The sequence below is a fragment of the Arthrobacter sp. R-11 genome (assembly GCF_049913155.1).
Taxonomy (GTDB): domain Bacteria; phylum Actinomycetota; class Actinomycetes; order Actinomycetales; family Micrococcaceae; genus Arthrobacter.
Map to the genome: position 1 here is coordinate 4,241,837 of NZ_CP183979.1, position 24,848 is coordinate 4,266,684.

General features: G+C 67.3%; 23 protein-coding genes. 11 read left to right on the top strand and 12 right to left on the bottom strand.

Going from position 1 to position 24,848, the window contains the following annotated elements:
- Nucleotides 1-6: 6 nt before the first annotated feature.
- Complete coding sequence (locus ACN9M4_RS19355) at nt 7-918, bottom strand: SDR family oxidoreductase (protein ID WP_426300804.1); 912 nt, start codon at nt 916-918, stop codon at nt 7-9.
- Between the two features lie 138 nt (nt 919-1,056).
- The gene (locus ACN9M4_RS19360) at nt 1,057-1,488 is read right to left on the bottom strand and encodes an Lrp/AsnC family transcriptional regulator (RefSeq protein ID WP_426300806.1); all 432 of its coding nucleotides are present in this window, start codon (nt 1,486-1,488) and stop codon (nt 1,057-1,059) included.
- Between the two features lie 137 nt (nt 1,489-1,625).
- On the opposite strand from ACN9M4_RS19360, the gene ACN9M4_RS19365 reads away from it, so the two are divergent.
- Together ACN9M4_RS19365 and ACN9M4_RS19370 are read left to right on the top strand one after the other, a co-directional pair.
- Nucleotides 1,626-2,654 (top strand): ornithine cyclodeaminase, encoded by a 1,029-nt coding sequence (locus tag ACN9M4_RS19365; protein WP_426300808.1) that lies wholly within the window; start codon nt 1,626-1,628, stop codon nt 2,652-2,654.
- Between the two features lie 140 nt (nt 2,655-2,794).
- Nucleotides 2,795-4,351, top strand: coding sequence for a DUF222 domain-containing protein (locus ACN9M4_RS19370; protein ID WP_426300810.1), 1,557 nt, complete (start codon nt 2,795-2,797; stop codon nt 4,349-4,351).
- 188 nt (nt 4,352-4,539) lie between these two features.
- On the opposite strand, the gene ACN9M4_RS19375 is transcribed toward ACN9M4_RS19370, so the two are convergent.
- The 4 genes from ACN9M4_RS19375 to ACN9M4_RS19390 all read right to left on the bottom strand — a co-directional run bounded on the left by ACN9M4_RS19375 (nt 4,540) and on the right by ACN9M4_RS19390 (nt 9,969).
- The gene (locus ACN9M4_RS19375) at nt 4,540-5,724 is read right to left on the bottom strand and encodes a 4-hydroxybenzoate 3-monooxygenase (protein WP_426300812.1); all 1,185 of its coding nucleotides are present in this window, start codon (nt 5,722-5,724) and stop codon (nt 4,540-4,542) included.
- Between the two features lie 80 nt (nt 5,725-5,804).
- Entirely contained in the window at nt 5,805-6,575 is a 771-nt protein-coding gene (locus ACN9M4_RS19380) for an IclR family transcriptional regulator (protein ID WP_426300814.1), read from the bottom strand.
- Between the two features lie 75 nt (nt 6,576-6,650).
- Complete coding sequence (locus tag ACN9M4_RS19385) at nt 6,651-7,895, bottom strand: hypothetical protein (RefSeq protein WP_426300816.1); 1,245 nt, start codon at nt 7,893-7,895, stop codon at nt 6,651-6,653.
- 109 nt (nt 7,896-8,004) lie between these two features.
- Nucleotides 8,005-9,969, bottom strand: a complete 1,965-nt coding sequence (locus tag ACN9M4_RS19390; protein ID WP_426300818.1) for a DUF2264 domain-containing protein — start codon at nt 9,967-9,969, stop codon at nt 8,005-8,007.
- 80 nt (nt 9,970-10,049) lie between these two features.
- Between ACN9M4_RS19390 and ACN9M4_RS19395 the strand changes: the two genes are divergently transcribed.
- From ACN9M4_RS19395 to ACN9M4_RS19415, 5 genes are all read left to right on the top strand, one after another.
- Nucleotides 10,050-11,144 carry a substrate-binding domain-containing protein gene (locus tag ACN9M4_RS19395; protein WP_426300820.1) on the top strand — a complete coding sequence of 365 codons (1,095 nt, stop codon included), beginning with the start codon at nt 10,050-10,052 and terminating at the stop codon, nt 11,142-11,144.
- Nucleotides 11,145-11,253: 109 nt separating this feature from the next.
- Nucleotides 11,254-12,564: an ABC transporter substrate-binding protein gene (locus ACN9M4_RS19400; protein WP_426300822.1), complete on the top strand. Its 1,311-nt coding sequence runs from the start codon at nt 11,254-11,256 to the stop codon at nt 12,562-12,564.
- 76 nt (nt 12,565-12,640) lie between these two features.
- Nucleotides 12,641-13,546, top strand: a complete 906-nt coding sequence (locus ACN9M4_RS19405) for a carbohydrate ABC transporter permease (protein WP_426300824.1) — start codon at nt 12,641-12,643, stop codon at nt 13,544-13,546.
- Nucleotides 13,543-14,496, top strand: coding sequence for a carbohydrate ABC transporter permease (locus ACN9M4_RS19410; RefSeq protein ID WP_426300826.1), 954 nt, complete (start codon nt 13,543-13,545; stop codon nt 14,494-14,496). Before ACN9M4_RS19405 ends, ACN9M4_RS19410 begins: the two co-directional genes overlap by 4 nt.
- Nucleotides 14,493-15,521, top strand: a complete 1,029-nt coding sequence (locus tag ACN9M4_RS19415; protein ID WP_426300828.1) for a hydroxyacid dehydrogenase — start codon at nt 14,493-14,495, stop codon at nt 15,519-15,521. Before ACN9M4_RS19410 ends, ACN9M4_RS19415 begins: the two co-directional genes overlap by 4 nt.
- A gap of 94 nt (nt 15,522-15,615) precedes the next feature.
- On the opposite strand, the gene ACN9M4_RS19420 is transcribed toward ACN9M4_RS19415, so the two are convergent.
- From ACN9M4_RS19420 to ACN9M4_RS19430, 3 genes are all read right to left on the bottom strand, one after another.
- The gene (locus ACN9M4_RS19420) at nt 15,616-16,047 is read right to left on the bottom strand and encodes a universal stress protein (protein ID WP_426300830.1); all 432 of its coding nucleotides are present in this window, start codon (nt 16,045-16,047) and stop codon (nt 15,616-15,618) included.
- Between the two features lie 142 nt (nt 16,048-16,189).
- A complete protein-coding gene (locus ACN9M4_RS19425; protein WP_426300832.1) occupies nt 16,190-16,378 on the bottom strand; it encodes a hypothetical protein in 189 nt (62 codons plus the stop codon).
- A gap of 206 nt (nt 16,379-16,584) precedes the next feature.
- Nucleotides 16,585-16,971, bottom strand: a complete 387-nt coding sequence (locus ACN9M4_RS19430) for a VOC family protein (RefSeq protein WP_426300834.1) — start codon at nt 16,969-16,971, stop codon at nt 16,585-16,587.
- A gap of 115 nt (nt 16,972-17,086) precedes the next feature.
- Between ACN9M4_RS19430 and ACN9M4_RS19435 the strand changes: the two genes are divergently transcribed.
- Nucleotides 17,087-17,923 carry an alpha/beta fold hydrolase gene (locus ACN9M4_RS19435; RefSeq protein WP_426300836.1) on the top strand — a complete coding sequence of 279 codons (837 nt, stop codon included), beginning with the start codon at nt 17,087-17,089 and terminating at the stop codon, nt 17,921-17,923.
- On the opposite strand, the gene ACN9M4_RS19440 is transcribed toward ACN9M4_RS19435, so the two are convergent.
- The 3 genes from ACN9M4_RS19440 to ACN9M4_RS19450 are packed head-to-tail and all read right to left on the bottom strand — an operon-like array spanning nt 17,907 to nt 21,270.
- Nucleotides 17,907-18,755 carry a transglutaminase family protein gene (locus ACN9M4_RS19440; RefSeq protein WP_426303550.1) on the bottom strand — a complete coding sequence of 283 codons (849 nt, stop codon included), beginning with the start codon at nt 18,753-18,755 and terminating at the stop codon, nt 17,907-17,909. The genes ACN9M4_RS19435 and ACN9M4_RS19440 overlap by 17 nt on opposite strands.
- On the bottom strand, nt 18,752-19,678 hold the full coding sequence (locus ACN9M4_RS19445) for an alpha-E domain-containing protein (RefSeq protein ID WP_426300838.1): 927 nt from the start codon (nt 19,676-19,678) through the stop codon (nt 18,752-18,754). The genes ACN9M4_RS19440 and ACN9M4_RS19445 overlap by 4 nt, the downstream gene beginning before the upstream one ends.
- 44 nt (nt 19,679-19,722) lie before the next feature.
- Nucleotides 19,723-21,270, bottom strand: coding sequence for a circularly permuted type 2 ATP-grasp protein (locus tag ACN9M4_RS19450; protein WP_426300840.1), 1,548 nt, complete (start codon nt 21,268-21,270; stop codon nt 19,723-19,725).
- 241 nt (nt 21,271-21,511) lie between these two features.
- Here ACN9M4_RS19450 and ACN9M4_RS19455 point away from each other — a divergent pair, with 241 nt between their 5' ends.
- The 3 genes from ACN9M4_RS19455 to ACN9M4_RS19465 all read left to right on the top strand — a co-directional run bounded on the left by ACN9M4_RS19455 (nt 21,512) and on the right by ACN9M4_RS19465 (nt 24,740).
- Nucleotides 21,512-23,077, top strand: coding sequence for an amino acid permease (locus ACN9M4_RS19455; protein WP_426300842.1), 1,566 nt, complete (start codon nt 21,512-21,514; stop codon nt 23,075-23,077).
- Between the two features lie 234 nt (nt 23,078-23,311).
- The gene (gene mscL, locus ACN9M4_RS19460) at nt 23,312-23,749 is read left to right on the top strand and encodes a large conductance mechanosensitive channel protein MscL (protein WP_426300844.1); all 438 of its coding nucleotides are present in this window, start codon (nt 23,312-23,314) and stop codon (nt 23,747-23,749) included.
- Nucleotides 23,750-23,873: 124 nt separating this feature from the next.
- Nucleotides 23,874-24,740 carry an ACT domain-containing protein gene (locus tag ACN9M4_RS19465; RefSeq protein WP_426300846.1) on the top strand — a complete coding sequence of 289 codons (867 nt, stop codon included), beginning with the start codon at nt 23,874-23,876 and terminating at the stop codon, nt 24,738-24,740.
- Nucleotides 24,741-24,848: the final 108 nt, after the last annotated feature.

Genomic DNA, 24,848 nt, shown 5'->3' on the forward strand with positions numbered 1-24,848 from the left:
CAACCCTCAGTGCCCGGGGCCCTGGTGCCCCATCCCGGAGGCCAGCCGCGTAATGGCGTCTTCCGGCGTCGGGACTGGCCCGAAGAGTTCGGCTTGGCGGCTGGTATCGGCGACGTATCTGCCGGTGTCGAACCAGGCCCCCATGGCCGCCATGTCCGCCATCATCGGGGCGAATTTGGCTGTGACCTTTCCCGCGACGCGCAGCGCCGAGGTGGGCATGGACATGACCTTGATGTCTTTGTCCGTGTGGGCCGAGGCGAGCTTTGCGGCCTCCAGCATGCTGAGCGGGCGGCTCCAGCCAATGTCGACGCGCTCTCCGACGGCGATGTCCGCGTCCACGGCATCGGCCAGGTATCCGGCGAGGTCGCTGGTCAGGACGAAGCTCAGCGGCGCGTCCTTGGAGCCGAGCCAGATGATGCGGCCCTTCTTGAAGGGGTCGCCGCCCACCCGGGCGACCATGTCGAAGAAGGCCCCCGGCCGCAGGGCAACGAAAGGGACGCCGAGTTCCTCGAGCTTGTCTTCGGCGAGCTTCTTGTTCCAGAAATGGGGAACCTGGGGCGTCTGGTCGCAGGTGAGGATACTGATCAGCACGAAGCGCGGAACGCCGGCAAGGTTGGCGGCAACGGCGAGGTTGGCGTAGCCGAAGGTGTCGATCGCCTCGGCGTTCCGGTCGTTCCGGGTGTAGCCGGCCGCCGTCGAGATGACAGCAGCAACGCCGGTCATCGCCGTGACGAGGGAACCGGCGTCGAGCATGTCCCCGCGGGCGATCTCCACGCCTTTGGACTCAAGCTTTCCCGCGTCCGATTTCGGACGGACCAAGGCCCGGACCCGCTTGCCGCGGCTAAGGAGTTGGTCCACCACCTGGCCGCCGAGGTATCCGGTTGCTCCAACGACGAGGACGGGTTGTTCTTCAGCCATGGCTTCTCCTGGGAGTTGTTCCTGATCCCAGTCGTAGCACGGACGGCAGTATGTCGATAGGGGCCGGGGCTGTAGGGCTGTAGGGCTGTAGGGCTGTGGGGATAGGGACCCGGGCGGACAGGGCCCGCTTTACCGCCCTTACCGCAGCACCGAGCTGAGCAGCAGGCTCGTTTCGCTGTTCACCACGCCGTCGATCGAGCGGATGCGGCCCAGGACGGCGTCGAAGGCGGGCAGGTCTTCGACACGCAATTCGGCCACGAGGTCCCACCCGCCGTTGGTGGTGTGCAGCGCGCTGATCTCGGGGAAGCCGCGGAGCTGCCGGATCACCTTGTCCGTGGAGCGGCCCTCCACCGCGATGAGCGAGACGGCGCGGATGGTCAGCGGATCGAGCTCGTCGCGTACCCGCACCGAGAAGCCCACCACGGCTCCCGAGGACACGAGCCGCTCAAGCCGGCTGTTCACGGTGGCCCGGGCGACGCCAAGCTTCCGGGCCAGCACGGCCACCGGCGCACGGCCGTCCTCGCGCAGTGCCGAAATCAGCCGCCGGTCCAGGTCATCAAGCTCCACCATGAACACAATGTATGTCTGAGCTCAGCATTTCGCCTAGATTCTGTTCAAAAAGTCGGCAATTCTGTCATTGAGCATGCAAACCGTCCCTCCGTACTGTGGCTCAAAGCAAATGAGATGCCTACAGAAATGAGGACGCCATGGCGCGTTTTGTCGACGTTCAGAACATGGTCCGCTGGGTGGCCGACCGCGGACCGGCACAAGTCATCGCCGGAATGATCGAATACATCGAGGACGATTTCCGGCGTTGGGAGCAGTTCGACAAATGCCCCCGCGTGGCCAGCCACACCCCGTTCGGGGTCATCGAACTGATGCCTACCAGCGACCACGAAAGCTACGGCTTCAAGTACGTCAACGGCCACCCCTCCAACCCTTCCCGCGGCTTCCAAACGGTCACGGCCTTCGGCATGCTGGCCGACGTCCACAACGGCTACCCCACTTTCCTGGCCGAGATGACGATCCTCACCGCCCTCCGCACCGCCGCGACCTCCGCCATGGTGGCCCGCCGCCTGGCACGTCCCGATTCCCGCGTGATGGCCATGGTCGGCGCCGGCAGCCAGTCGGAATTCCAGGCCCTGGCGTTCCGAGGCGCCCTGGGAATCCGCGAGCTGCGGGTCTGGGACACCGATCCCGCAGCCCTCGCGAAGTTCCTCAGGAACGTCGCGCCGCTGGGCTTCGAGGTCACCGTCGCCACTTCCGCCGCGGACGCCGTGGCAGGAGCCGACATCATCACCACCTGCACGGCCGACAAGACCCAGGCCACCATCCTCACCGCGGATCTGATCGGCGAAGGGGTGCATCTGAACGCGATCGGCGGCGACTGCCCCGGCAAAACCGAGCTGGACCCGGCCATCCTGAGCCGCGGGGAGGTGTTTGTCGAGTTCACCCCGCAGACACGGATCGAAGGCGAAATCCAGCAACTGCCGTCCGACTTCCCCGTGACCGAGTTCTGGGAAGTCCTCGCCGGGACGAAGCCCGGCCGCACCTCGCCGGAGCAGATAACGGTGTTCGACTCTGTGGGCTTCGCCATCGAGGACTTCTCGGCGCTGCGCTACGTCCGGGACGCCGTCGGCGGCACGGCCTTCTTCGAGGAGATTGACCTCGTGGCCAACCCGGAGGACCCCAAGGATCTGTTCGGTCTGGTCGGCGCACTGGCGCCGGTGGGCTAGGGGTCCGCCCGCCCTAACGAAAGCGGCGCACGACGGCGGCCTCCCGCCGTCGTGCGCGAAGGCACCTGCCGTCGTCTGGACCGCCTGCATGCCCTTTGATGTGCCCCTTTAATGTCAGTGGCTCCTGGCAGAGTTGGTGCATGGAAGGGATCGCGCACTTCGTGGCTCCGCGGACGGTGGCGTCGGTAGCCGTGCTGCCTTTGGGCGCCCGTCCGGCGGGCCGAGCGGCCCGGGGTGCGGAAGATGCGCTCGAACAGGCACACCGGACGCTGTCCTCGCTCCGTGTGGACGCCGCCGCCGAAGCACGCTTGTTCGGATTCGCGGAAGCCGCGGATTTCGCAGGCAGGGTCGAGGAACTCTCGCGAACGTTGGAGTACTTGCAGCTCGTCGCGGCCCAGGCCGTGGAACGGACCCGGCACGGGGCCCGGCAGGAGAACCCGTCGTCGACGCCCGGCTGGCGTACCGGGTGGACCGAAGCGGAAGCTGGTTCCAATACTTCGATACCCGCGGGCCGTTCCGCGGTCGGGTTCATGGAGGATGGGTACCGGAACGCCGCGGAGTTCCTACGAGCCAGGCTTCGGATCAGCATCAGCGAAGCCCGGCGCAGGCTGGCCCTCGCCCCGGACATATTGTCCAGTGCGGGCCTGGCCGGCCAGGACATTCCACCGCGGCGCGAGGTACTCGCAGCGGCTGTAAGTTCCGCGCAGGTGCCGTCCCGGTCCGCGACTGTTGTCAGTGCCGCGTTGGATAGCGTGCGCCACCTCATCAAAGAGGACGCAGTCGCTCAGCTGGAACAGGAACTGACCGCCGTGGCCGCTGAGTCCGACCCCGACTTCCTGGTGAAAACGGCCAAACGCTGGACCGATGCGATCGACCAGGACGGCGCAGAACCCAGCGAGGAAGCATTACGCCAACTCCAGGGCGCCTTCATCCGCAAGCCCCGGTACGGGCTGCGCCACCTGGAAATCTTCGCCACCGCCGAACAGTTCGAAACGCTCACCACGGTAATGAACGTTGCCTGCAACCCCCGGCTGCAGGACACTGCGGCCGGGGATGCGGAACCGGATCGCCGCTCCCGCGCACAGAAACTACTGGACGGCTTGGTCGGCGCCTGCGGAGTCGCCCTCACCACCGGCGAACTGCCGGCAAACGGCGGCCTCCGGCCCCAGGTCATGGTGACCATCAGCTACCGCGACCTCCTTCAACAGCTCAAGCACGCGGCCACCACGGCGAGCACCACCGCGAGCTCCCAAGAGAACCCACCTATCAGCAGTGGTTCGTCAACGTTCCAAGGCCCGATCCATCCCAACATCATCCGCAAGATCGCCTGCGATGCTGACATCATCCCCGTCCTTTTCGGCAGCGGTTCCCGCGTCCTGGATATCGGCCGCACCACTCGGATTTTCCCGCCCCACGTCCGCAAAGCCATCACCGCAAGGGACCAAGGCTGCGCTTTCCCGGACTGCACCATGCCGGCGCCCTGGTGCGAGGCCCACCACATCAACTACTGGTCGCACGGCGGCGCCACCAGCACGGAGAATGGCACCTTGCTCTGCAGCCACCACCATCACGTGATCCACAAAGAACAGTGGAAAATCACCGTTAGGGCCGGGGTCCCGTGGTTCGTCCCGCCACCGCACGTGGACCCCCGCCAAACACCCCGCCGAAACCACCATCACGCCCCTCTTAGGACGTGAAATGCCGCGGGTCTTTCCTAGGCGCCGTGCCCGCCAAACGAAGCAACGCCCGACGACGGTTGGGCAGCACCCCTTCCTTGACCTCGAAGCCGTTTCAGTTGACCCGTTTTCGGAACTCGGCCCAGGTACGTTCGTCATCCCGGTGGTCGGCCACGCCTTCGCGGGGATCGCACTGGAAGGGAGCAACCCTACCGCCCCGGCCACCCCGTGTACGCCTCCGCCAGGTACGCCTGTCCGTGCCGGGAGGACACCACGGAGCGCAGTTCGCCCAACTGCCGGGCCCGGCTGAAATCGTCGGCGCCGGGGACGGTGTGCAGCATGGAGGTCATCCAGTAGGAGAAATGCTGGGCCTTCCAGACACGGTCCAGGGCTCGGTCGCTGTAGGAATCGAGCAGCGTGGTAGACCCGGAACCGTAGAAGGACTCGAAACCCTGGAACAACAGCCGGACGTCGTTGATGGCCAGGTTCAGTCCCTTGGCGCCGGTGGGCGGGACGGTGTGCGCGGCATCGCCGGCCAGGAAGAGCTTGCCGTGGCGCATGGGCGCGTGCACGAAGCTGCGGAACGGCAGCACCATCTTCTCCAGCACGGGCCCTTCTTTGAGCTCGAAGCCGTTGCCGTTGACGCGTTTGCGGAATTCGGCCCAGATCCTGTCGTCGTCCCAGTCCGCCGCGTTCTCCGTGGGGTCGCACTGGAAGTACATGCGCTGGACGGTCTCGGTGCGCTGGCTGATGAGGGCGAAGCCGTGCTCGGAGTTGGCGTAGATCAGTTCCTCGGCGCTACGCGGGGCCTGGGCGAGGATGCCGAACCAGGCGAAGGGGTACTCGTGGAAGGACTGCGTCCGCGCGGCCTCGGGGACCTGGCGCCGGCAATGGCTGCGCGAACCGTCCGCGCCCACCAGGAAATCGCCCTCGAGCTCGAACTCCTGCCCATCGGCGTCGGTGAACCAGAGCTTCGGCCTGCCCTCCAGCTCGTGGACGCTGGTGTCAGTGACGCTGTAGCGGACGTCGCCGCCGTCGGCCTCCCTGCGCGCGGCAAGGTCCATGAACACGTCCGTCTGCGGGTACAGCCAGACTGACTCCCCCACGAGTTCCTTGAAGTCGATGCGGTGGCTTTCGCCGTTGAAGCGCAGCTCGATGCCGTCGTGCCTGTCGCCTTCGCGCAGCACCCGGTCCGAGACGCCCGAGTCCACCAGCAGATTGACCGTGCCGTGCTCCAGGATCCCGGCCCGCACGGTCTCCTGGATGGCCTGCCGGCTGCGGATTTCCACCACCACGGACTCGATGCCCTGCTGCGCCAGCAGGTGGGAGAGCATGAGCCCGGCCGGCCCTGCGCCCATAATGGCGACCTGGGTGCTGATGCGTGTTCGTGCCACGGTATTCCTCGCTTCGTTGCGGTCTGCGGCGGCGTGCCGCCCGGCTTGGGAACAGTGTGGACCGAAGCAGGTGAGCGGCGTTACCTGGATCCCGTTGAACGGAAACTGTTCGAGTCGGCGAGCTGACGCCCGATCCCGCGCGCCGCCGTCTGGAGCGCCGGAACCAGCGCCTGCAGCCGGACCTCCGCCAACGGAACCACGACGCCGAGCGCCGCCACCGCGCGCTTCCCGCCGTCTAGCACCGGGACCGCGATGCCCCAGGTGTCCGGGTCCACCACGCCGGCCAGTTCGGCGTACCCCTGCCGGTGGGTTTCAGCAAGCATTTGGCGTACGACGTCGGCCGTCACCTTCCCTGCCGGATCGCGGAACTGCGTGAGGTACTCCGCCTGGACCGCGCGGGGCTGGTGGGACATCAGGGCCAGGCCCGCGGAGGAAATGTGCACGGGCATGCGCCCCGCGACCCGCGCCCGGTTCGCCACCGACCCCCGGCGGGACAGCCGTTCGACGAACAGGACCTCCCAACCCTCCAGCACGGCCAGGTTCACGTTCTGCTTGAGCACCTGTTGGATGTCCTCCATGAAGGGCATCGCCGCCTGCCTCAGGGCCAGTGCGGGCGAATTGCGGTTCACCAGTTCCCAGAAGCGCAGGCCCAGCCGGACATGTCCAGCCGCGCCGAGTTCCAACAGGCCGTGCCCCGCGAGCTGGCGCACCAGGCGGTGGGCGGTTGAGAGCGGAAGCCCCGAGCGTTCGGCCAGCTCGGACAGCTGGAGCGCGTCCGCCCCCTCGGGGAAGGCCTCGATGACCCGGACCACGCGGTCCACCACCGAGTCCCCGGATGCCGAGTTGGCCATGCCGCGCTCCTTTGCAGCGGCCGCATCCAGGGCGGCCGGTTTCCATTCAATGGTAGGCGGGTCCCGCGGATCCAGTCACCGGGGAAGCAGCCCCAGAAGCGGCAGGCTGAGCGCCGTCGCCACGGCCATCGCCACCGTGTTGCCGATGGACGGGTGGAAATCCCTAGGCAACCGGGCGGCCACGGCCCGGGCCACGGGTGGTGCGAGGACCGCACCCAGCACGGCCCCGCCGATGACCCCCGTCCAGGAACCACCCGTCGCGAGCACGGCCGCGGGCGCCACCGACACCACGGACGCGTACGTTGCCGCCCAGCCGCCGTCGCGGAACCAGCCCCGCCACAGCACCACGCCGATGGCCGATGTCAGCACCTGCGCGAAGAGGATCCGGGGCAGCAAGCCGGATCCGTAGGCGGGCAGCCCCGGGTTCAGCACGAACGCCACCGCAACGCCCAGCAGCAGGCCCGCGCTGGCGAGTTCGTTGGCGAAGAAGGGCGCCTCGCTGAAGTCGCAGAGGACCCGGCGGGCGGCCCAGACTGCGTCACTCCTGAAACCCGGAACGGACGACGGCGGCGGCTCCACTTCTGTGCCCGCCTCCCGGAAGGGTTCCGCCGGGAGGACCAGCCACGGCAGCTTCCGCGCGATTGCGAACGTCAAGGCCGAGCCGGCGGCCATGGCGAGGACACAGGCCACCACGGCGGGAAGACCCAGGGGCCGGGAGATGGCGGCGATCAGCAGCAAGGCCAGCGGTGTCGTCGTCAGCGCTCCCAGCACCGCTCCGCTCAGGCACGTCTTCCAGCCGGGTCCGTAGACGAGGACCACGGCGGGGGCCACGGAAACGAAAGGCACGAACGTCGGCTGCCACCCGGCGTCGAGCATCCAGCCGAAGGCGAGGTTCGAGACCAGCAGGCTCAACACGGCCGAGGCGAGAAGCCACGGCCACAGCCCGGTCCCGGACGCCAGCGCGGCGCCCGCCCATTTCTTCCGACGGCAGCTGGCCCACCAGGCCAGGCCAGCTCCGGCGAGCAGGCCCAGGGAGGCGAGCTCGGACTTGTAGAACTGCGGCTCGCTCATGTCGCCCAGGAACCAGCGGAAGCCGGCCAGTGCCTCGTGCGGGACAGCGGCCGCCCACCCGTCGGAGACCGGTCCGAGCCGCGGGGAAAAGCGGGCCAGGAAGTCCAGGGCCAGGGCAAGTGCGCCGGCAACCGTCACCGCTCCGGCAGCCCCGAGAACGGTACCGGCGGCGGCGCGTTCAACACGGCGTGCCGGCTGCCCGTCCTTCGGAGGCCCGGCCATCCCGGAGAGTGCAGAGTCAAGCGTCATTGATGGCCTCTGGAGGTGCGATGGGGGTGTATCACCGAGCAGCGTAAACGGCCCGTCCCACGGCCTTCACATCCGTGTGGCTACCTGCAGATTGTGACCGGAGGGAACGTCAGGGCTGGAAGTCGAATGCGAGTTCCAGCACCGCGCCGGGCTCGCCGGCCGGACCCTGCAACGCGAGTGACGCCGTAACGCGGGTGCCGTCGTCGTGGATTTCGAAGCTTTCAGGCTGAAGCGCCGGCGCCGCACCGCCCAGATACACAAGGGAAGCGAACACGCTGCGGTTCCCGGCCAGCTCACCTTCGAGGATCCCGCAGGCCGCGTGCTGCCCCAGTGGCGAGACGCCTTCCGCCCGGAAGGTGCCGGATCCGGAGTAGCCGTGCAGCGGCCAGATGGCGGAATGGAGCCCGGGGGTGCCGAGGACCTGCCCCTCAGCAACAGGAGGAACGGCGGACGCCAGCGCGTAGCCGCCTTCGCGGACCCTGCCGGCGGGGATTCCGCCGTCGCGGTCCACGACGTGCACGCGCAGTTCGTAGCCGCCCGCCGCCGTGGTTCCGCTCGCCACCCGCCAGGGTGATCCGGCCTGGTCCTCGACGTCGGACCACACCGGGCGGTGCCAGCTTGCCGCAGCGGGGCGGCCGCTTGGGCCGGAGCCGGCCGGCAGCCGGAGAATCCGGGACCGCCGGCTCGGCACACCCAAGGAACTCAGCACGGCGAACTGGTTGTCCACGGGATCGTCGGTGAACATCGGCGCCGTATGGCTGGAGTAGGCGAGCCGGCGGTAGTGCGGATCGTCGGGACCGGGGGCGTAGTACTTGTCGCTGCCATGGTTGAGCACACGGGCTATCCCGTCCGCAGCGGTGGAGTGCAACAGGTAGTTGGGGGCGGGGCTGTACCGCACGTGGTCGGCGGTCTCCGCCGGCGCGGGCTCCTCGACGGCGGTCCACACGGGATGCGTGGCCGGCAAGAGCAGGCCGACGAACGCCTTCGAGGTCCAGAACGGCGAGGCCGGCCCGGAGTAGGACTGCACCATCGGCTCGAAAGCATCGAGCCAGCCGAGCGTGGGCAGTCCGTCCGGATAGGCACCGCCTTCCAGGAAGTACTTTGCCGCGCCGCTGGCGATCCGCCGGGTCTGGCCGGGAGTCAACGGGCCGGCTTCACGTGCAAGGAACCCCAGAAACAACGGTGCGACGGCGGCATAACGGTAGATGAGCGACCGCCCCTGGAACACCGGGGCGCCCTGCCCGCCGAAGAACAACATGTGGTCCCGCAGGAATTCGGCCAGCCGCCCCGCGTACTGTTCCCCCAAAGCTTGGGCCGAGGGATGCCGGCCCGAAGCAAAGCCCGCCCACAGCACCGGATAGAGGTGGAGCGCCCAGCCGCAGTAGTAGTCGTAGAAGTCGCCGGTGCCGTCGTTGTCGCCGTCGCGGTACCAGCCCCCGCCTTCGTACCAGTCCTCCAGCCGGGACAGGCCGTGCTCGATCTGCGCGCCATTGAATTCACAACCGGCGCCGGCCAGGAATTCGGCGATCAGCACCTGGAACAATACCCAATTGTTGTCCCAGGCCTCACTGCGGGAGGAGCCCTGGAGCCACGCGGCCACCTGCCGCTGCTCCTCCGCGGAGAACCGGTCCCACAGCCAGGGCTTGGTCAGCTGGAGGCCGAGCGCCACGGAGGCTGCCTCCACGATCGGCTGGCTGCGGTCCACGATGGCCGGCCATGCCTTGCTGCCGCCGGGACGGGTTCCCTCGAGGAGCCCCTCGGCGTAGAAGGCGAGGTGCCCGTGCGGATCGTCGCCTTGTTCCCCGGCCACCCGGAAGGCGGCCAGCATGAAGGTCCGGGCGAAGCCCTCCAAGCCGTCGGACAGTTCCCCCGACCAGGACGGCCGGCCCGGCAACCGGATGAGCGCCTTGCCCGGGGTGAAGTGGCGCCTGGCCGCGAGGAGCTGTTGGTCGGCGAAGGCCAGCCAATGGGCCCGGGTCCACCCGGTGATGGGGCTGAGTTCGAAGTCCGCTTCCGGCATGGCGAAGGCACCGGACGGGGCAGCTGTTTGCTGGGGCGATTCGTGTGCAGTCATCTTGACTCGACACTCTATGTCCGCTCTAGTTCATAATGACCAACTTGAACATTACTGAACACATTTCTCAGGACGGACGAATGCTCCCAGAGGACCGAAAAGGGCTCATCCTGCGCGAACTGGCCATGCGCGGTTCCCTGAACGCCGCCGAGTTCGCGGCCAAGGCCGGCATTTCCGGAATGACCGTCCGCCGGGATCTCGCCACCCTCGCCGAGCAGGGCCTGCTGGTCCGCGTCCACGGCGGTGCCGTCGCCGCAGCCGAAAGCGCCCCGGGGCCGCAGCGCAACACCAAGACATCACGAACGCGCCGCCTGCCCTTGGCGACGATCGGCATGGTGGTCCCGTCGGCGTCGTACTACTTCCCCGGGGTGATCCGCGGTGCCGAAGCGGCCGCGCAGGAGGCGGGCGTCCGGCTGGTGCTCGGCGTCTCGAACTACTCGGTGCAGGAGGAGCAGCGGCAGCTGCGCCGCCTGCTGGACAACGGCGTCGACGGCATCCTCGTCACCCCCAGCGAAGCCGCGCTGGGCGGCACGGACACGCTCGCGCTGCTGGCCGGTGCCCGGGTCCCGGTGGTGGTGGTCGAGCGGTCCATCGAGGACGCGCTCGACGACGGCGAGCTTGAGTCCGTGCGCAGCGACCACGTGCGCGGGGCCGAGATCGCCGTGAACCACCTGTTGTCCCTCGGGCACCGGAAGGTGGCGCTCTGCATCCGCGAGGGTAGCCCCACTGCGGCCCCGGTGGTGGAGGGCTACCACCTCGCGCTGCGCCGTGCGGGCATGCCGCACGACGAATCCCTGGTGCGGGCACTGGCCCGGCCGCGCAGCGATCCGGCCGGGCACCGCGCCGCGGTGGAGGGGCTGCTGGACCGCTACACCGCCGAGGGAGTGACCGCCGCGATCATCCATACCGACGAGGACGCCCTGCAGTTCACCAGCGCCTGCCAGGAGCGCCGGCTCCGGGTGCCGGAGGACTTCGCAATCGTCGCGTACGACGACGAGATCGCCGCCCTGGGGGCCGTCGCCTTGAGTGCCGTGGCACCGCCGAAGTTCGACGTCGGGTACCAGGCTCTGCTGATGTGCCTGAACCGGATCGGCGGGCGCCGCGGCGGGACCGGCGCGCTGCAGCGGGTCAGCCTTTCGCCCACGCTCGTAGTGCGGGACTCCAGCCGGGTGTGAGTCCGCCCCGGCGCCCGCTGTTCAGTTCTGTTCACTTCGTTGAGTCTGTTCACTTTTGTGGATTTCATGGTGTGCATTCCTTCGCATCGTGAATTCAAGGGAGAACACAATGAAGCGTCGCCACCTACTCCTCAGCGCAGCCAGCCTGCTTACCAGCGCGGCCCTGCTGAGCGGCTGCGGCACCGGCCCCGCAACCACCCCGTCCGCACCCTCGGGTGAAGCCAGCGGAACCATCACCTTCTGGTCCTCCCTGGCCGGCATGGACAAGGTTGCCGAGAAGTTCAACGCCAGCCAGGACAAGATCAAGGTCAAGTTCGAAACCATCCCGAACGGCGGCAACGGCGGCTACGCCAAGCTCTCCACCGCCATCACCGCGGGCAACGGCCCGGACGTCTCCACTATCGAATACGCGCAGCTGCCGCAGTTTGTCAGCAACGGGCAGGTCCAGCCGCTGGACGGTTTCATCGACAAAGCCAACACCGTGGACAAGGTCAGCGAGCAGATCCGTGGCCTGGTGCAGTTCGACGGCAAGAGCTATGGCCTGCCCTACGACGCCGCCCCGATGGTCATGTGGTACCGCAAGGACCTGCTGGACAAGGCTGGCGCCACGGTTCCGAAGACCTGGGAGGAATTCGAGGCCGCCGGCAAGAAGCTCAAGGCCGTGTCCCCCAAGTCCTACCTGGCCAGCTTCTACCCGAACGAGCCCACACTGACGGCCGCGCTGTCCTGGCAGGCCGGCGCCAAGTGGTTCAGCACCGAAGGCGACAGCTGGAAGCTGGGCCTCCGGGACGAGGCCACCAGGAAGGTCTCGGCCTTCTGGCAGCGCATGATCGACAACAAGATCGTCAAGGTGGAACAGGCCTTCAGCGATGAATGGAGCGCGGACCTGGCCAACGGGACCCTGGCCGGCGTGCTCGGCGCCAACTGGAGCGCCACCGGCATCCAGAAGCGCACCGAAGCCAGCGGCCAGAAAGGCAAGTGGATCGCAGCCGAGGCTCCCAACTGGGGCAGCCCGGCCGGCGCCTTCTATGGCGGCTCCAGCTTCAACGTGACCAAGAGCAGCAAGAACCCCGCGGCCGCCGCGAAGTTCATCGAGTTCCTCGCCACGAGCCCCGAAGCCGTCGCCGCCCGCGGCAACACCGGTTCCGCCTACCTCGCCTACCCCGGCCTCACCAAGGAAGCCCAGAAGGCCTTCGACGCCGGCTACTTCGGCAACGACATCTACGCCGTCTTCGACAAGGCCTACGCCACCATCCTTCCCGGCTGGCAGTGGGGCCCTAACTGGGACGTCACCAACACGGCACTGAAGGACTCCTTCGGCGCGCTTACCACCGGCGGCAAGATCGGCGACGCCCTGGACAGCTCCAGCGACGCTACCCTGTCCGGCTTCAAGCAGAACGGCCTGTCCGTCAAGGAATAGGCGCCCGGAATCAGCATCCCGGCGGCGCCCGCAGCCCCATCGGCTGCAGGCGCCGCCACCCCTTCAGGAGATACCCATGGCCAGAAAGACAAGCACCATGTCCGGCACCGGTGGCCGCACCGCCGCCCTGTTCCTCTTCCCGTTCTTCGCGGTCTTCGCCGTGGCCATGATCGCCCCCGTGGTCTATTCGCTGGTGCTGAGCTTCTATGCCCAGCAGAAGTCGGGCCTCGGGTTCGGCGGGGCCAAGACGTCCTTCGTCGGCCTGGAAAACTACGTCCAGGTGTTCCAGTCGGAAACCTTCACCGGTGGCCTGGGCCGGCTGGCCCTCTACTGCCTGATCTACATCCCCTGCATGGTGGGCGGCGCCGTCGTCTTCGCCCTGCTGCTGGACGCCACGGTGGCGCGGGCGCGCAAGCTGTTCCAGCTGCTCGTCTTCCTGCCGCACGCCGTGCCGGGCGTCATCGCCGCGCTCATCTGGGCGTACCTCTACACCCCGGGCGTCAGCCCCCTGGTCCAGGCGCTCCAAAGCGGCGGCATCCAGCTCAACTTCCTCGACGCGCACCTGGTGCTGCCCTCGATCGTGAACATCGCCGTCTGGGAATGGACCGGCTACAACGTGATCATCCTCTTCACCGCCCTGCAGGCCGTGCCCCGGGAAATCCTCGAGGCCGCCCGTGTGGACGGCGCCGGCGAAATCCGGGCGGCCCTCAGCATCAAATTCCCGCTGATCCTCCCCGCCCTGAGCGTCATCATCCTCTTCACAGTGATCGGTACCCTGCAGCTCTTCACGGAGCCGTCGATCATTTCCAAGGCCACGGCATCGGTCACCAGCACCTGGGTACCCAACCTCTGGGCCTACGACGCAGCCTTCAACCGGCACAACCTGAACCAGGCCGCGGCCGCGTCGATCATCATCGCCCTCCTGGCCGCCGGGCTTTCCCTGACCGTCACCCGATTCAGTTCCAGGATGAACAAAGCATGATCACCGAGACTGTCAGTGCCCCGTCCCGCCCGTCTGCCGGCGTCGCCCGCCGGAAGCACGACGACGGAAGCCGGCGGGGCGGCAAGCGCCCCGGCGGTAACCGGCTGTCCCGCGAGGGCGGCTTTGCCAGTGCCTTCACCGTCAACGCCCTGCTGGTCCTGGGCTGCGCCTACATGGTGCTCCCCGTGCTGTGGCTCTTCTTCGCCGCCACCAAGGACACCGCCGACCTCTACGGCACACCTGCCTACTCGCTGGGCCGCTTCGCCTTCGTCGAGAACATCGCCGCGGTGATCGGCCAGGACGGCGGGATCTTCTTCCGCTGGATGGGCAACTCCGTGCTGTACGCCGGGTTCGGGGCCGTACTCGGCGGCCTGGTCTCGGTCATGGCCGGCTACGCCTTCGACAAGTTCCAATTCCGCGGCAAGAAGGCCTGGTTCGGTTTCGTGCTGCTGGGCGTGCTCATCCCCAACACCGCCACGGTGCTGCCGATGTACCTGCTGGCCTCGGTCTTCAGCATCACGAACACCGTCTGGGCCATTCTCATCCCGGTGCTGTGCAACCCCTTCGGCGTCTACCTTGCTCGGGTCTACAGTTCGTCCTACGTTCCGGATGAAACGCTGGAAGCGGCCCGTGTTGACGGCGCCGGTCCCGTGCGTTCCTTCTTCTCCCTCGGCCTGCCCATGATGATGCCCGGCTTCATCACCATCGCCCTGTTCCAGTTCGTCGGAGTGTGGAACAACTTCATGCTGCCCCTGGTGATGTTGCAGGACCAGCAACTCCTGCCGGTCAGCGTGGGCATTTCCATCTGGCAGGGCTACTCGGTCCCGCAGCCGGAGTTCTCCCCGATGGTCATCACCGCATCCCTGCTTTCCGTGATCCCGCTGCTCATCGCCTTCATCATGCTGCAGCGCTTCTGGAAGTCCGGCCTGACCACGGGGAGCGTCAAATGAGCACGACTGACCCGGCCACCCGTCCGCTGAACGTCGCGCTGGCCATGGCTTCCGACGTCGGGCGGAAAGTCTTCCCGCTGCAACGCCTCGCCACGGTGACCGGCCCGCTGCGGCTGCTCAGCCCGGAACCGATCACTGACTTTTCCTCCCCGGAGGCCAAACGGCTGCTGGCCGAAGCCGATGTGCTGCTCACGGGCTGGGGCTGCCCGATGATCGACGGTGCCGTGCTGGACGCCGCGCCGCGGCTGCGGTACGTGCTGCACGCCGCGGGCTCCCTGAAGCACCATGTGGGAGCGGAATGCTGGGAACGCGGCATCCAGGTCAGCACGGCCGCGGACGCCAACGCGATCCCTGTGGCCGAGTACACCCTGGCGATGATCCTGCTGGCGAACAAACGGGTGCTACAGATCGCGCGCGAACTGCACGGGGCGCGGGCCGCCGTCGACCCCGAAGGGCTGTTTCCGGACATGGGCAACTACGGCAAGCGCGTGGGGATCATCGGCGCGTCAAAGATCGGCCGGCACGTGATCCGGCTGCTCGCGGCCTACGAACTGCAGGTGGTCCTGGCCGATCCGTTTGTGACGCCGGAGCAGGCCGCCGCCCTGGGGGTGGAGCTGGTGGGGCTGGAGGAACTGATGGCGACCTCCGACGTCGTGTCCCTCCATGCGCCGTCGCTGCCGGCCACCCGGCACATGGTCGACGCCGGCCTGATCGCCCTGCTGCGTCCCGGCGCCACGTTCATCAACACCTCGCGCGGAGAGCTGGTGGACCAGGACGCACTGCTGCGACGGCTTGAGCGGGGCGATGTTTTCGCGGTGCTGGACGTCACCACGCCGTGGGTGCTGCCTCCGGACTCGGGGTTCTACACGAATCCGAACGTGCTGCTGACCCCGCACCTGGCGGGTTCCCTGGGCAACGAGCTGGAACGGCTGGCCGCGAGCGCCATCGACGAGGCCTACCGGGCAGCGCGGGGCGAGGCGCTGCGCTTTCCCGTGAAGGCCGAAGAGCTGGCGTTCACGGCGTAGGTTCACGGCATAGGAAGCGCGAACGTACATTTGTGGCCCCGTTTTCGCGGATTTCAGGGCCCCAACTGTACGTTCGCGCTGTGTTCGACCGTTCTTATTCGACGGTGTCGGCGATGTAGACGTCGCAGGGAGCCTTGTGGGCGACGGTGTTGGCCACGCTGCCAAGCACCCGGGCCAGGCCCTTCATCCGCCGGTTGCCCACGACGATCACGCTGGCATTGTGGTTCTCGGCGTGGGCGATCAGGGCCTGGGCGGGGTTGCCGACGGCCGAAAACGCCTCGATCTCCACGCCCTCCTGCTGCAAGCCGGCCGCCACCTTGCTGGCCGTTTCCTTGGCCTCACGCCCGGGGTCGCCGAAGACGATGGCCCGTTCGCTGCCCGCACCGTGGAGCGACACCCTGTCGCCCTCGAAAGCCGTGACCACGTGCAGCTTGGCGCCGAGGGCCGCGGCGAGGTTCCTGGCGGTCTCGGCTGCCTTTGTGGCGGTTTCGCTTCCATCCACTCCGACGACAACAATGTCCGGCATGTGCTTCTCCTTCATGGTGGGGGACTCCTGTTCCAAAAATACCCCGCGGACCCGGAGTACGCCGGATCAAGATCAGTCACGTTCGTCACGGACGCACGCCGATGCTACGCGTCGCCACCTCCCCAGCGAAAACCTGGCCCGGCTAGAAGCTGACGCTGCCCTTGATCACGCTGCGGCTGGTTCCACCCACCCAGATGGACCCGGACTCGTTGCTGAGCTCGATGATCCCGCCGCGGCCCAGCACCGTTCTTTGTCGCGCCGTGTAGTTTCCGTCCGTGACGCCCTCGGCGAGGAGCCATTGCGCCGGTCCGGCGTTGGCACTGCCGGTCACGGGGTCTTCGTTGTATCTGTTCGCTGCTGAGGCCGTCGGCGTCGGGGTGCTCGGGCTTGGACCGCTGCCACCGGATTGCCCGCCTTGGGACCAGGCGCAAAACGTCCACCTGTGAGAATTCGTAGCTGACCATGGTGTTTCCTCCTGTGCATCACCGGGTTCAGCTTTCACGGTAAAAGTGAACTGGAAAAACATAGCCAGTTTGATCAAGTGGCTTGGACCCTTGCCCAGCCCGACCAGCCCGCGGCATCCACCACGCAGAAGCGGTTGCCCTCGGGGTCCTCCATGATCACGTAGTCGGCGTCCGCCGGCCTGCGGCTCCACTCGATTTCGCGCGCACCCAGCTCCGTCAGGCGCCGCACCTCCGCGGCCTGGTCCTCGGCGTACAGGTCCAGGTGGATGCGCGGCGGCAGCACGCGGCGGGAGGGAACGGCGTCGAGGGAAACGTTCGGTCCCTGCCCGGTCCGCGGCTGCAGCAGCGCGAAGTCGGCCTCCGGCGGCTCCCTCAGGACGTAGTCCAAGGCGCGCGTCCAGAAGCCGATCTGGGACGCCAGGTTGTCCACACGGATGACGATGGAACCAACGATCAGCATGCCCCGACCCTAGGATCGTCGTCCGGCGGGATCAAGGCATCCGGATCAAGGCACCCGAGTCAGCGCGTGTGCTGCGCCACGGCGCGCGCGGTGCCGCTGCGGCTAGAGTGGCCGGGTGAAGATTGCCCCGGCCCCCGACGGCGCCGAACTGCTGTGGAGCGAAGCGGGCGACGGCGACCCCCTCCTCCTGCTCGCCGGCCAGGCAACCGGCATGGCCGGGTGGGGTCCGACGGCGGACGCGCTCGCCGGTCACTTCCGCGTGATCCGCTACGACCACCGTGGCGTAGGCGGCAGTGCCAAGGGCAACCCGGAGCGCTACACCACCAGGCTCTTGGCAGCCGACGCGGCCGCCGTCCTTGATGCCGCCGGGGTCGGCTCCGCCCATGTGTACGGGCATTCGATGGGTGGCCGGATCGCCCAATGGCTCGCGATCGACCACCCGGACCGGGTCCGGGCCCTGGTCCTCGCCGCGACCAGCGGCGGACGGCGGGCGGGCGCCTGGGTGGACGCCCGCACCTCCGGAACGGCCTTCGAGGCGCTGCTGAGCGGCGACCCGGATTTGATGGCGCCCCTGTTCTTCGATCCGGCGTGGTCCCGGGAACATCCCGACGCCGTGCGCGCCTTCTTCGGGACCCCGGCCTCGGCCTGGGCGAAGGCACGGCATTTCCAGGCCAGCCGCACGCACGACGCCTGGGATTCACTCGGCGCCATCCAGGCCCCAACGCTCATCCTGCACGGCACCGAGGACGCGCTCACTCCCCTTGCCGACGCCGTGCTTTTGCACCGGGGCATCCGCCGCTCCACGCTGGTGAAGGTCCCCGGCGCCCGGCACGGCCTGCACCTGGACCGCCCGGAAACCGTCACCTGGATCCGGCAGTTCATCGCCGCCAAGGGCGCTCCACGCGGAGAGGCGGCCGGGCCCCCGGGCTCCTCCGCTATGCAACCCTGGTGATCGCCACCGTTACCTGGGGAGCCGCGCCACCCCCGCCGGACAGGATGCCACGCAGCGGAGAAACATCGCGGTAGTCACGCCCGGCGGCTACCGTCACGTGCAGATTGCCCGCCGGTTTGTGGTTGGTGGGGTCCCAACTGTTCCACTGCCCGTCCCACCATTCAAGCCACGCGTGCGACTGCCCGGCCACGGTTTCCTCCACGGGCGCTTCCGGATTGGGATGGATGTATCCGGAGACGTATCGGGCGGGAATTCCGAGGCTCCGCAGGGCCCCGACACCAAGGTGGGCCAGGTCCTGGCACACACCCGTGCGCTGCCGCCATGCCTGTTCGGCATTGGTGGTGACACCTGTGACGCCCTTGACGTACTTCATCTCACCCCGCATCCATGCCATCACCGCAGGCGCGGCATCCGCGGGCCACAGCCCTTCCGCTGCGTGCGAAACAGCGGCCCGGACCTCATCACCGATCTCCGTCAGCCGGGTGGGGGCGAGCCATTCAGCGCAGGCATCCGTCACCTCGCCGGAACGCAGGGTCTCCCAGTCCACGGCGTCCGCCTTGGGCGCGGGCCGCGAGCGGTCGACTTCCACGGTGGTGGTCGCGGTGACGTTCATCTTCTCGTGCCAGTGCTGCAGGTCGAAGGTGGTCACCCGGGTGCCCCAATAGTCGCTGTAGCTTCCCACCGCTGCCGACGACGGTGCCACCTTCACGCTGTTTTCCAGCACCATCTGCCCGTCCCGGCTGAGCGGGGTCAGCCGGGCCTCGTTGTAGGAGCGGGCGACGCCTCCGTTGTACAGGTAGGACGTGGTGTGGACGATCTTCAGGCGGGTCATGAGACTTCCCCTATCCATTCGAGTTCCTTGGCCTGGTTGAAGTACTTGAGCGAGATTGCCTCGGAGGCCTGTGCCACGGCCTTCTGGACGCGGTCCATGTGTTCCGGGAGTTCTTCCAGCAGGTTGTCCGTGCGGTGGAACTCCAGGAAAGTCCGTGCCTGGCCCACGATCCGCCGGGCGTCGTCGATGAAGCCGACGCGCTGCGAGGACGGATCCAGCTTGGCCAGGCAGTCCTCGGCATCGCGCAGCGCGTACACGATGGAGCGGGGGAACAGCCGGTCCAGGAGCAGGAACTCGGCGGCGTTCCGGTCCCCCGAGGATCCGCCGCTATTGCGCAGGAAGGATTCGTAGGCACCCGCGCAGCGGAGCATGTGCACCCAGGAGATCCCGCCGCTGAGGAGATCCCGTGTGGACAGCATCCGGGCTGTCATGTCGGCGCGTTCCAGGGACCGGCCCAGCATGAGGAAAAGCCAGCTTTCGTCATGGCTGACGGTCGAGTCCGCCAGCCCGGTGATGACGGCGGAGCGTTCGAGGACCCAGTGGCAGAACCCGAAGGCGCCAACGAGGTCCTGGCGGTGCCGGTTGATGCCGTAGTAGGTGGTGTTGAGCCCTTCCCACAACGACGACGAAACGGTCTCCCGCGCCCGGCGCGCGTTTTCGCGGGCTGCCGAGAGGGAGCCGGCAATCGACGCCGGATTGAAGGCGTCGTAGGCGAGGGTCCTGAGCAGGACTTCGCGCGATACCGGCTCCGGCCCGGCATGGGTGCCGACGAGTGCCAGGAGGTCGCGGGAAATCCGCTCCTGCTGGAACTCGGGGAGGTTGTTGAGGCGCTCCAGGTGGACATCGAGGATCCGGGCGGTGCCGTCGGCACGTTCCACGTAGCGTCCGATCCAGAACAGTGATTCAGCAATCCGGCTAAGCATCGTCTTCCACCTTCAAGGCACGTCGAGGGTTGTAGGAGGGTTGGTCACTGGTCCGCGCCGTCCTGCCAGTTGCTTTCAATGGGCCACACCGATACCTGCTGCCTGACCGGGATGGACGGCCGGGAAGGAAGCGGAGGCACATCCTGCGGCGCTTCCGCCAGCACCCAGGTGTCCTTCGAACCGCCGCCCTGGGAAGAATTCACAATCAGGGACCCCTCCTTCAGTGCCACCCGGGTGAGGCCGCCGGGCAGCACCCAGACGTCGTCGCCGTCGTTCACGGCGAAGGGCCGCAGGTCCACGTGGCGCGGGCCGAACTTGTCCCCGGAGAGCGTGGGCACAGTGGAGAGCTGCAGCACGGGCTGGGCGATCCAGCCGCGCGGGTCCGTCAGGATCCGTTGGCGCAGGGCGTCGAGTTCGTCCTTGGAAGCATCCGGGCCGATCACCAGGCCCTTGCCGCCGGAACCGTCCACGGGTTTCACCACGAGCTCGTCCAGGCGGTCCAGCACGTGTTCGCGGGCTTCCTTCTCCTCCAGGCGGAAGGTGTCCACGTTGGCGATGACCGGTTCTTCCCCCAGGTAATAGCGGATCAGGTCCGGAACGTAGGAGTACACCAGCTTGTCGTCGGCGACGCCGTTGCCCACCGCGTTGGCGATGGTCACGTTGCCGGCGCGGGCCGCATTCACGATCCCGGGGCAGCCGAGCATGGAATCGGAACGGAACTGCAGGGGATCCAGGAACTCGTCGTCCAGGCGTTTGTAGATGACATCCACACGCCGTTCGCCATCCGTGGTGCGCATGTAAACCCGGTTGCCGCGGCAGATGAGGTCGCGGCCCTCCACCAATTGCACGCCCATGAGGCCGGCCAGCAGGGTGTGCTCGAAATAGGCGCTGTTGAAGACGCCTGGGGTCAGGACGACGACGGTGGGATCGTCGACGCCGGACGGTGCGGTCTTGCGCAAGGCGGACAGCAGGCGGCGCGGGTATTCCTCCACTGCCCGGATGGGCTGCTGGCCGAAGGCCTCCGGCAGGCCCTTGGCCATGGCGCGGCGGTTTTCCAGGACATAGCTGACCCCGGAAGGTACGCGCACGTTGTCCTCCAGGACCCGGAAATCACCGGCAGCATCCCGGATGACGTCGATCCCCGAAATATGCACCCGAACCCCGCCTGCCGGTTCGAAACCGTGCACGGCCCGGTGGAAATGCGCGCTGGTGGTAATCAGCTGCCGCGGGATCACGCCGTCGGACACCACGGCCATGCGCCCGTAAACGTCGTTCAGGAACGCTTCCAGCGCCTTCACCCGCTGCGCGACCCCGCGTTCCAGGACACCCCAATCGTCCGCCGGGATCACCCGGGGCACGATGTCCAGCGGGAAGGGACGCTCCTCCCCCGCATAGTCGAAGGTGACGCCGCGGTCCAGGAAAGTCCGGGCCATGGAGTCCGCCCGGGCCGTGACGTCCTCCAGCGCGAGGCTGTCCAGGGCCGCCGCGACGTCGGCGTACGAGTCCCGCGTCAGCATGTCCGGGCCGAACATCTCATCAAACGCACCGCTGCGCCTGATGCCTCTTTCATAGTCTTCAAACAGGTCTGACATTCCGCTCACCTTTCACGAGTGGGATGAGTACATCCCATGGTTATTGCGGAATTGTTTCCGGCCTGAAACAGTCTTTGCCGCGCAAAAAGGGAATAGCCCCGGAAATATCCATAGTCGGAATTTCCGTAACTTAACACCCATGAAATAACCGGGAAACTGCAGCTCCCTAGCGTGGACAGCGTTTGATATCGCGGCGCCTCGAACCGGGCTCCGCAGGCGGACAGGCAAAAAAGGGGGACCAATGTCCGATCCACAAAGACCAGTGCACGATCCTGCCGGAGACCTGGAGAACGAACGCGAGTACCTTGGCGACGTGACGCTCGCAGCGCAGGATTTCTCGAGCGAGGACTCCGGCTACCACAAGACGCTCAAGCCCCGGCAGATCCAGATGATCGCCATCGGCGGTGCGATCGGAACCGGACTGTTCATGGGGGCCGGCGGCCGCCTCCATGGCTCCGGCCCCGCCCTGATCCTCGTTTACGCCGTCTGCGGCTTCTTCGCGTTCCTCATCCTGCGCGCCTTGGGCGAGTTGGTGCTGCACCGCCCGTCGTCCGGCTCCTTCATCTCGTACGCGCGCGAGTTCTACGGGGAGAAAATGGCCTTCGCCGCCGGCTGGCTGTACTTCTTGAACTGGGCCATGACCTCGGTGGTGGATGTCACCGCGGTCGCGCTCTATGTGAAATTCTGGGCACCTTTTTGGGAGCCGCTGCAATCCGTTCCCCAGTGGGCCATCGCGCTTATGGCGCTGGTGGTAGTACTCGCGCTCAACCTGGTCTCGGTCAAACTCTTCGGCGAAATGGAGTTCTGGTTTGCCTTGATCAAGGTCACCGCCCTCGTCCTTTTCCTCATCATCGGTGTGTGCTTCCTGGTATTCGGCGGCCGGACGGACGTCGGCGCTACGGGCTTCAGCGTCATGGCGGACAACGGAGGTCTGTTCCCGATGGGTGCTGTTGCCCCCTTGCTGGCGGTGAGCGGAGTCGTCTTCGCTTACGCCGCCATTGAACTGGTAGGCACGGCTGCCGGCGAAACCGAAAAGCCCAAGGAAGTCATGCCCAAGGCCGTGAACACGGTGGTCTTCCGCATCGGCATCTTCTACGTGGGCTCGGTGCTCTTGCTTTCGCTGCTCCTGCCGTTCACCGAATACAAAGCCGGCGAATCGCCGTTCGTGACGTTCTTCTCGCACATCGGATCCCCCGACGCCGGTGCCACCTCGGCCTCGATCATGAACTTCGTGGTGCTCACCGCCGCGCTCTCGAGCCTCAACGCCGGCCTCTACTCCACGGGCCGCATCCTGCGCTCCATGGCCGTCAACGGTTCCGCGCCGGGCTTTACGGCCAAGATGAGCGGCAACGGCGTCCCCTACGGGGGCATCCTGCTTACGGCCGTCATCACGCTGCTCGGCGTCGGACTGAATGCCGTGTTCCCCTCGGAGGCCTTCGAGATCGTCCTGGAGGTCTCGGCCATCGGCATCATCGGAGGCTGGGCCACCATCATCCTGTGCCAGATTAAGCTGCAGAAATGGGCGGAGGAAGGAAAGCTCGAACGGCCATCCTTCCGCTTGTTCGGCGCACCCTTCACGTCCTACCTGACCCTGGCGTTCCTGTTGTTCGTCATGGTCTCGATGGGCTTTTCGGAAACGGGACGCTGGGTGCTCGCCTCGCTGGTGGTGCTGGTGCCGCTCCTCGTGGCGGGCTGGTTCGCCGCGCGGAACGGCATCTATGCGGCCGCCAAGGAGCGGTCCGGTTACACCGGAGGCTTCCCCGTGGTCGCCGAGCGGCCGGCCATCGACGCCGCCCTCAAGAAGTAGCGCCGGCAGCCCGACGACGGCGGGCCGGGCCGCACAGCGCAGTCCGCCGTCGCGCTCGCGAGGCCAGGAAATGATAGTTTGGTACGCGTTGTGCTGAGCCGCCCAAGCGGTTTTCCTGCACCCGCCGCACGCCGACGCGCCTGTTGATCCGGTGCGGGAGGCCATCCACCAGCGTGCCGCAATCCGCGCCCATTACGCCCGGGCGCCGGAACCAACAACACCGGAGGACTCTTCATGCTCAAGGGATTCAAGGACTTCATCCTTCGCGGCAACGTGATCGAACTGGCCATCGCCGTGGTGGTCGGCACCGCCTTCACCGCGCTCGTCTCGGCCTTCACCACCAACATCGTCAACCCGGTCATCGCCGCTGCCGGCGGCGTGAACGCCGGCGGCCTGGGCTTCAGGATCTGGCCGGACAACCCCGCCACGTTCGTGAACTTCGGCGCAGTCATCACCGCCTTCGTGACCTTCATGATCACCGCCGGCGTCGTGTATTTCGTCTTCGTGGCGCCCATGAACAAGCTCAACGCGCTGGTCAAGAACCGCCGAGGCAGCGAAGAGGAAGCCGCTCCCGAGCCCACGGACACCGAATTGCTGGTGGAAATCCGCGACTTCCTCGGCGAGCTTGCCGCGGGCAACCGCGCATCCCGGGATTCGGACCTCACACGCTAGCGAGGCTGGCGAACACAAGGGGCCGGCAGCTCCGCGAGGGACGCTGCCGGCCCCTTTCCTTGATGCCCCACATTCGTGACCGGGCGGCAACGGGGGCGAAACACCTTCCGGGGAACATGGGGGCATGAAAGCCAAGCAGCAGACGCCGGCCACCGCAGAGCTCAGCTGTGAGGTCTGCGGCCGAATGCCCGAACCTCCCAAAGCACGGTTCACCGTTGCCCAGATCGCCGCGATGCTTCCCATCGAGCTGCTGGTCCACGCGCTCGTGGTGGAAACCCACCTCCCCTACCTGGCCAAGGTGCTGCTGTTGACAGTCACGGCCACGGCACTGGTGATCTGGGTGGCCGAGCCGTCCGCCGCGCGGGTGCTGCGCAGCTGGTTGCACGCACCCGCCCTCCGGCACCGCCGCCGGTTGCACTCGGCGCCGGCACTCTGGCGTGCCCGCACGCTGGTGCGCGACCAGCCCGGCGCCCTGCAGAAACTCACCCAGGCCCTCGCCCGGCTGGACACCAACATCCTCAGCATCCATGTCCATCCGATGGACGGGGCGGCGCTGGATGAGTTTGTCCTCTCCGCGCCCGGCCACCTCGGCGAGCAGGAGCTGCTCAAGGCGCTGGCCGACGGCGGCGGGCGGGACTCCCATGTCTGGCCCACCACAGCCCTGGCCATGGCGGACGGCCAGACCAAGGCGTTGAGCATCGCCGCCCGGGTGGCCGGCAACCCGGACGAACTGGCCCTCGCCGTCGCGGAACTGCTGTCCGCGCAGGTGGTCCCGGCCGGAACGGGAACGCAGGCAGGCGAGGCGGGTTCCGGCGTCGGGCATTCCGGGGCCCCGAATGGCGGCACCCTGTTGAAGATCCCGACGGCCTGGCACGGTCCGCTGGTGTTTTCCCGCCCGGGCGAGCCTTTCACACCGGCCGAGTCCGCCCGGGCGCACCGCCTGGCGGAGCTCGCCGAGATCCTGGCCCACGGGCACAACGGAGTGGCGTAACTCTCCGTAGCGCCCGCGGCAGAGTGTGACCGGACGGCCGCCCGGTCACATTTGGTTGCGTGAGGCAGGGCACAGAAAACCCTTGACAGTGGGACACCTCACACTTAG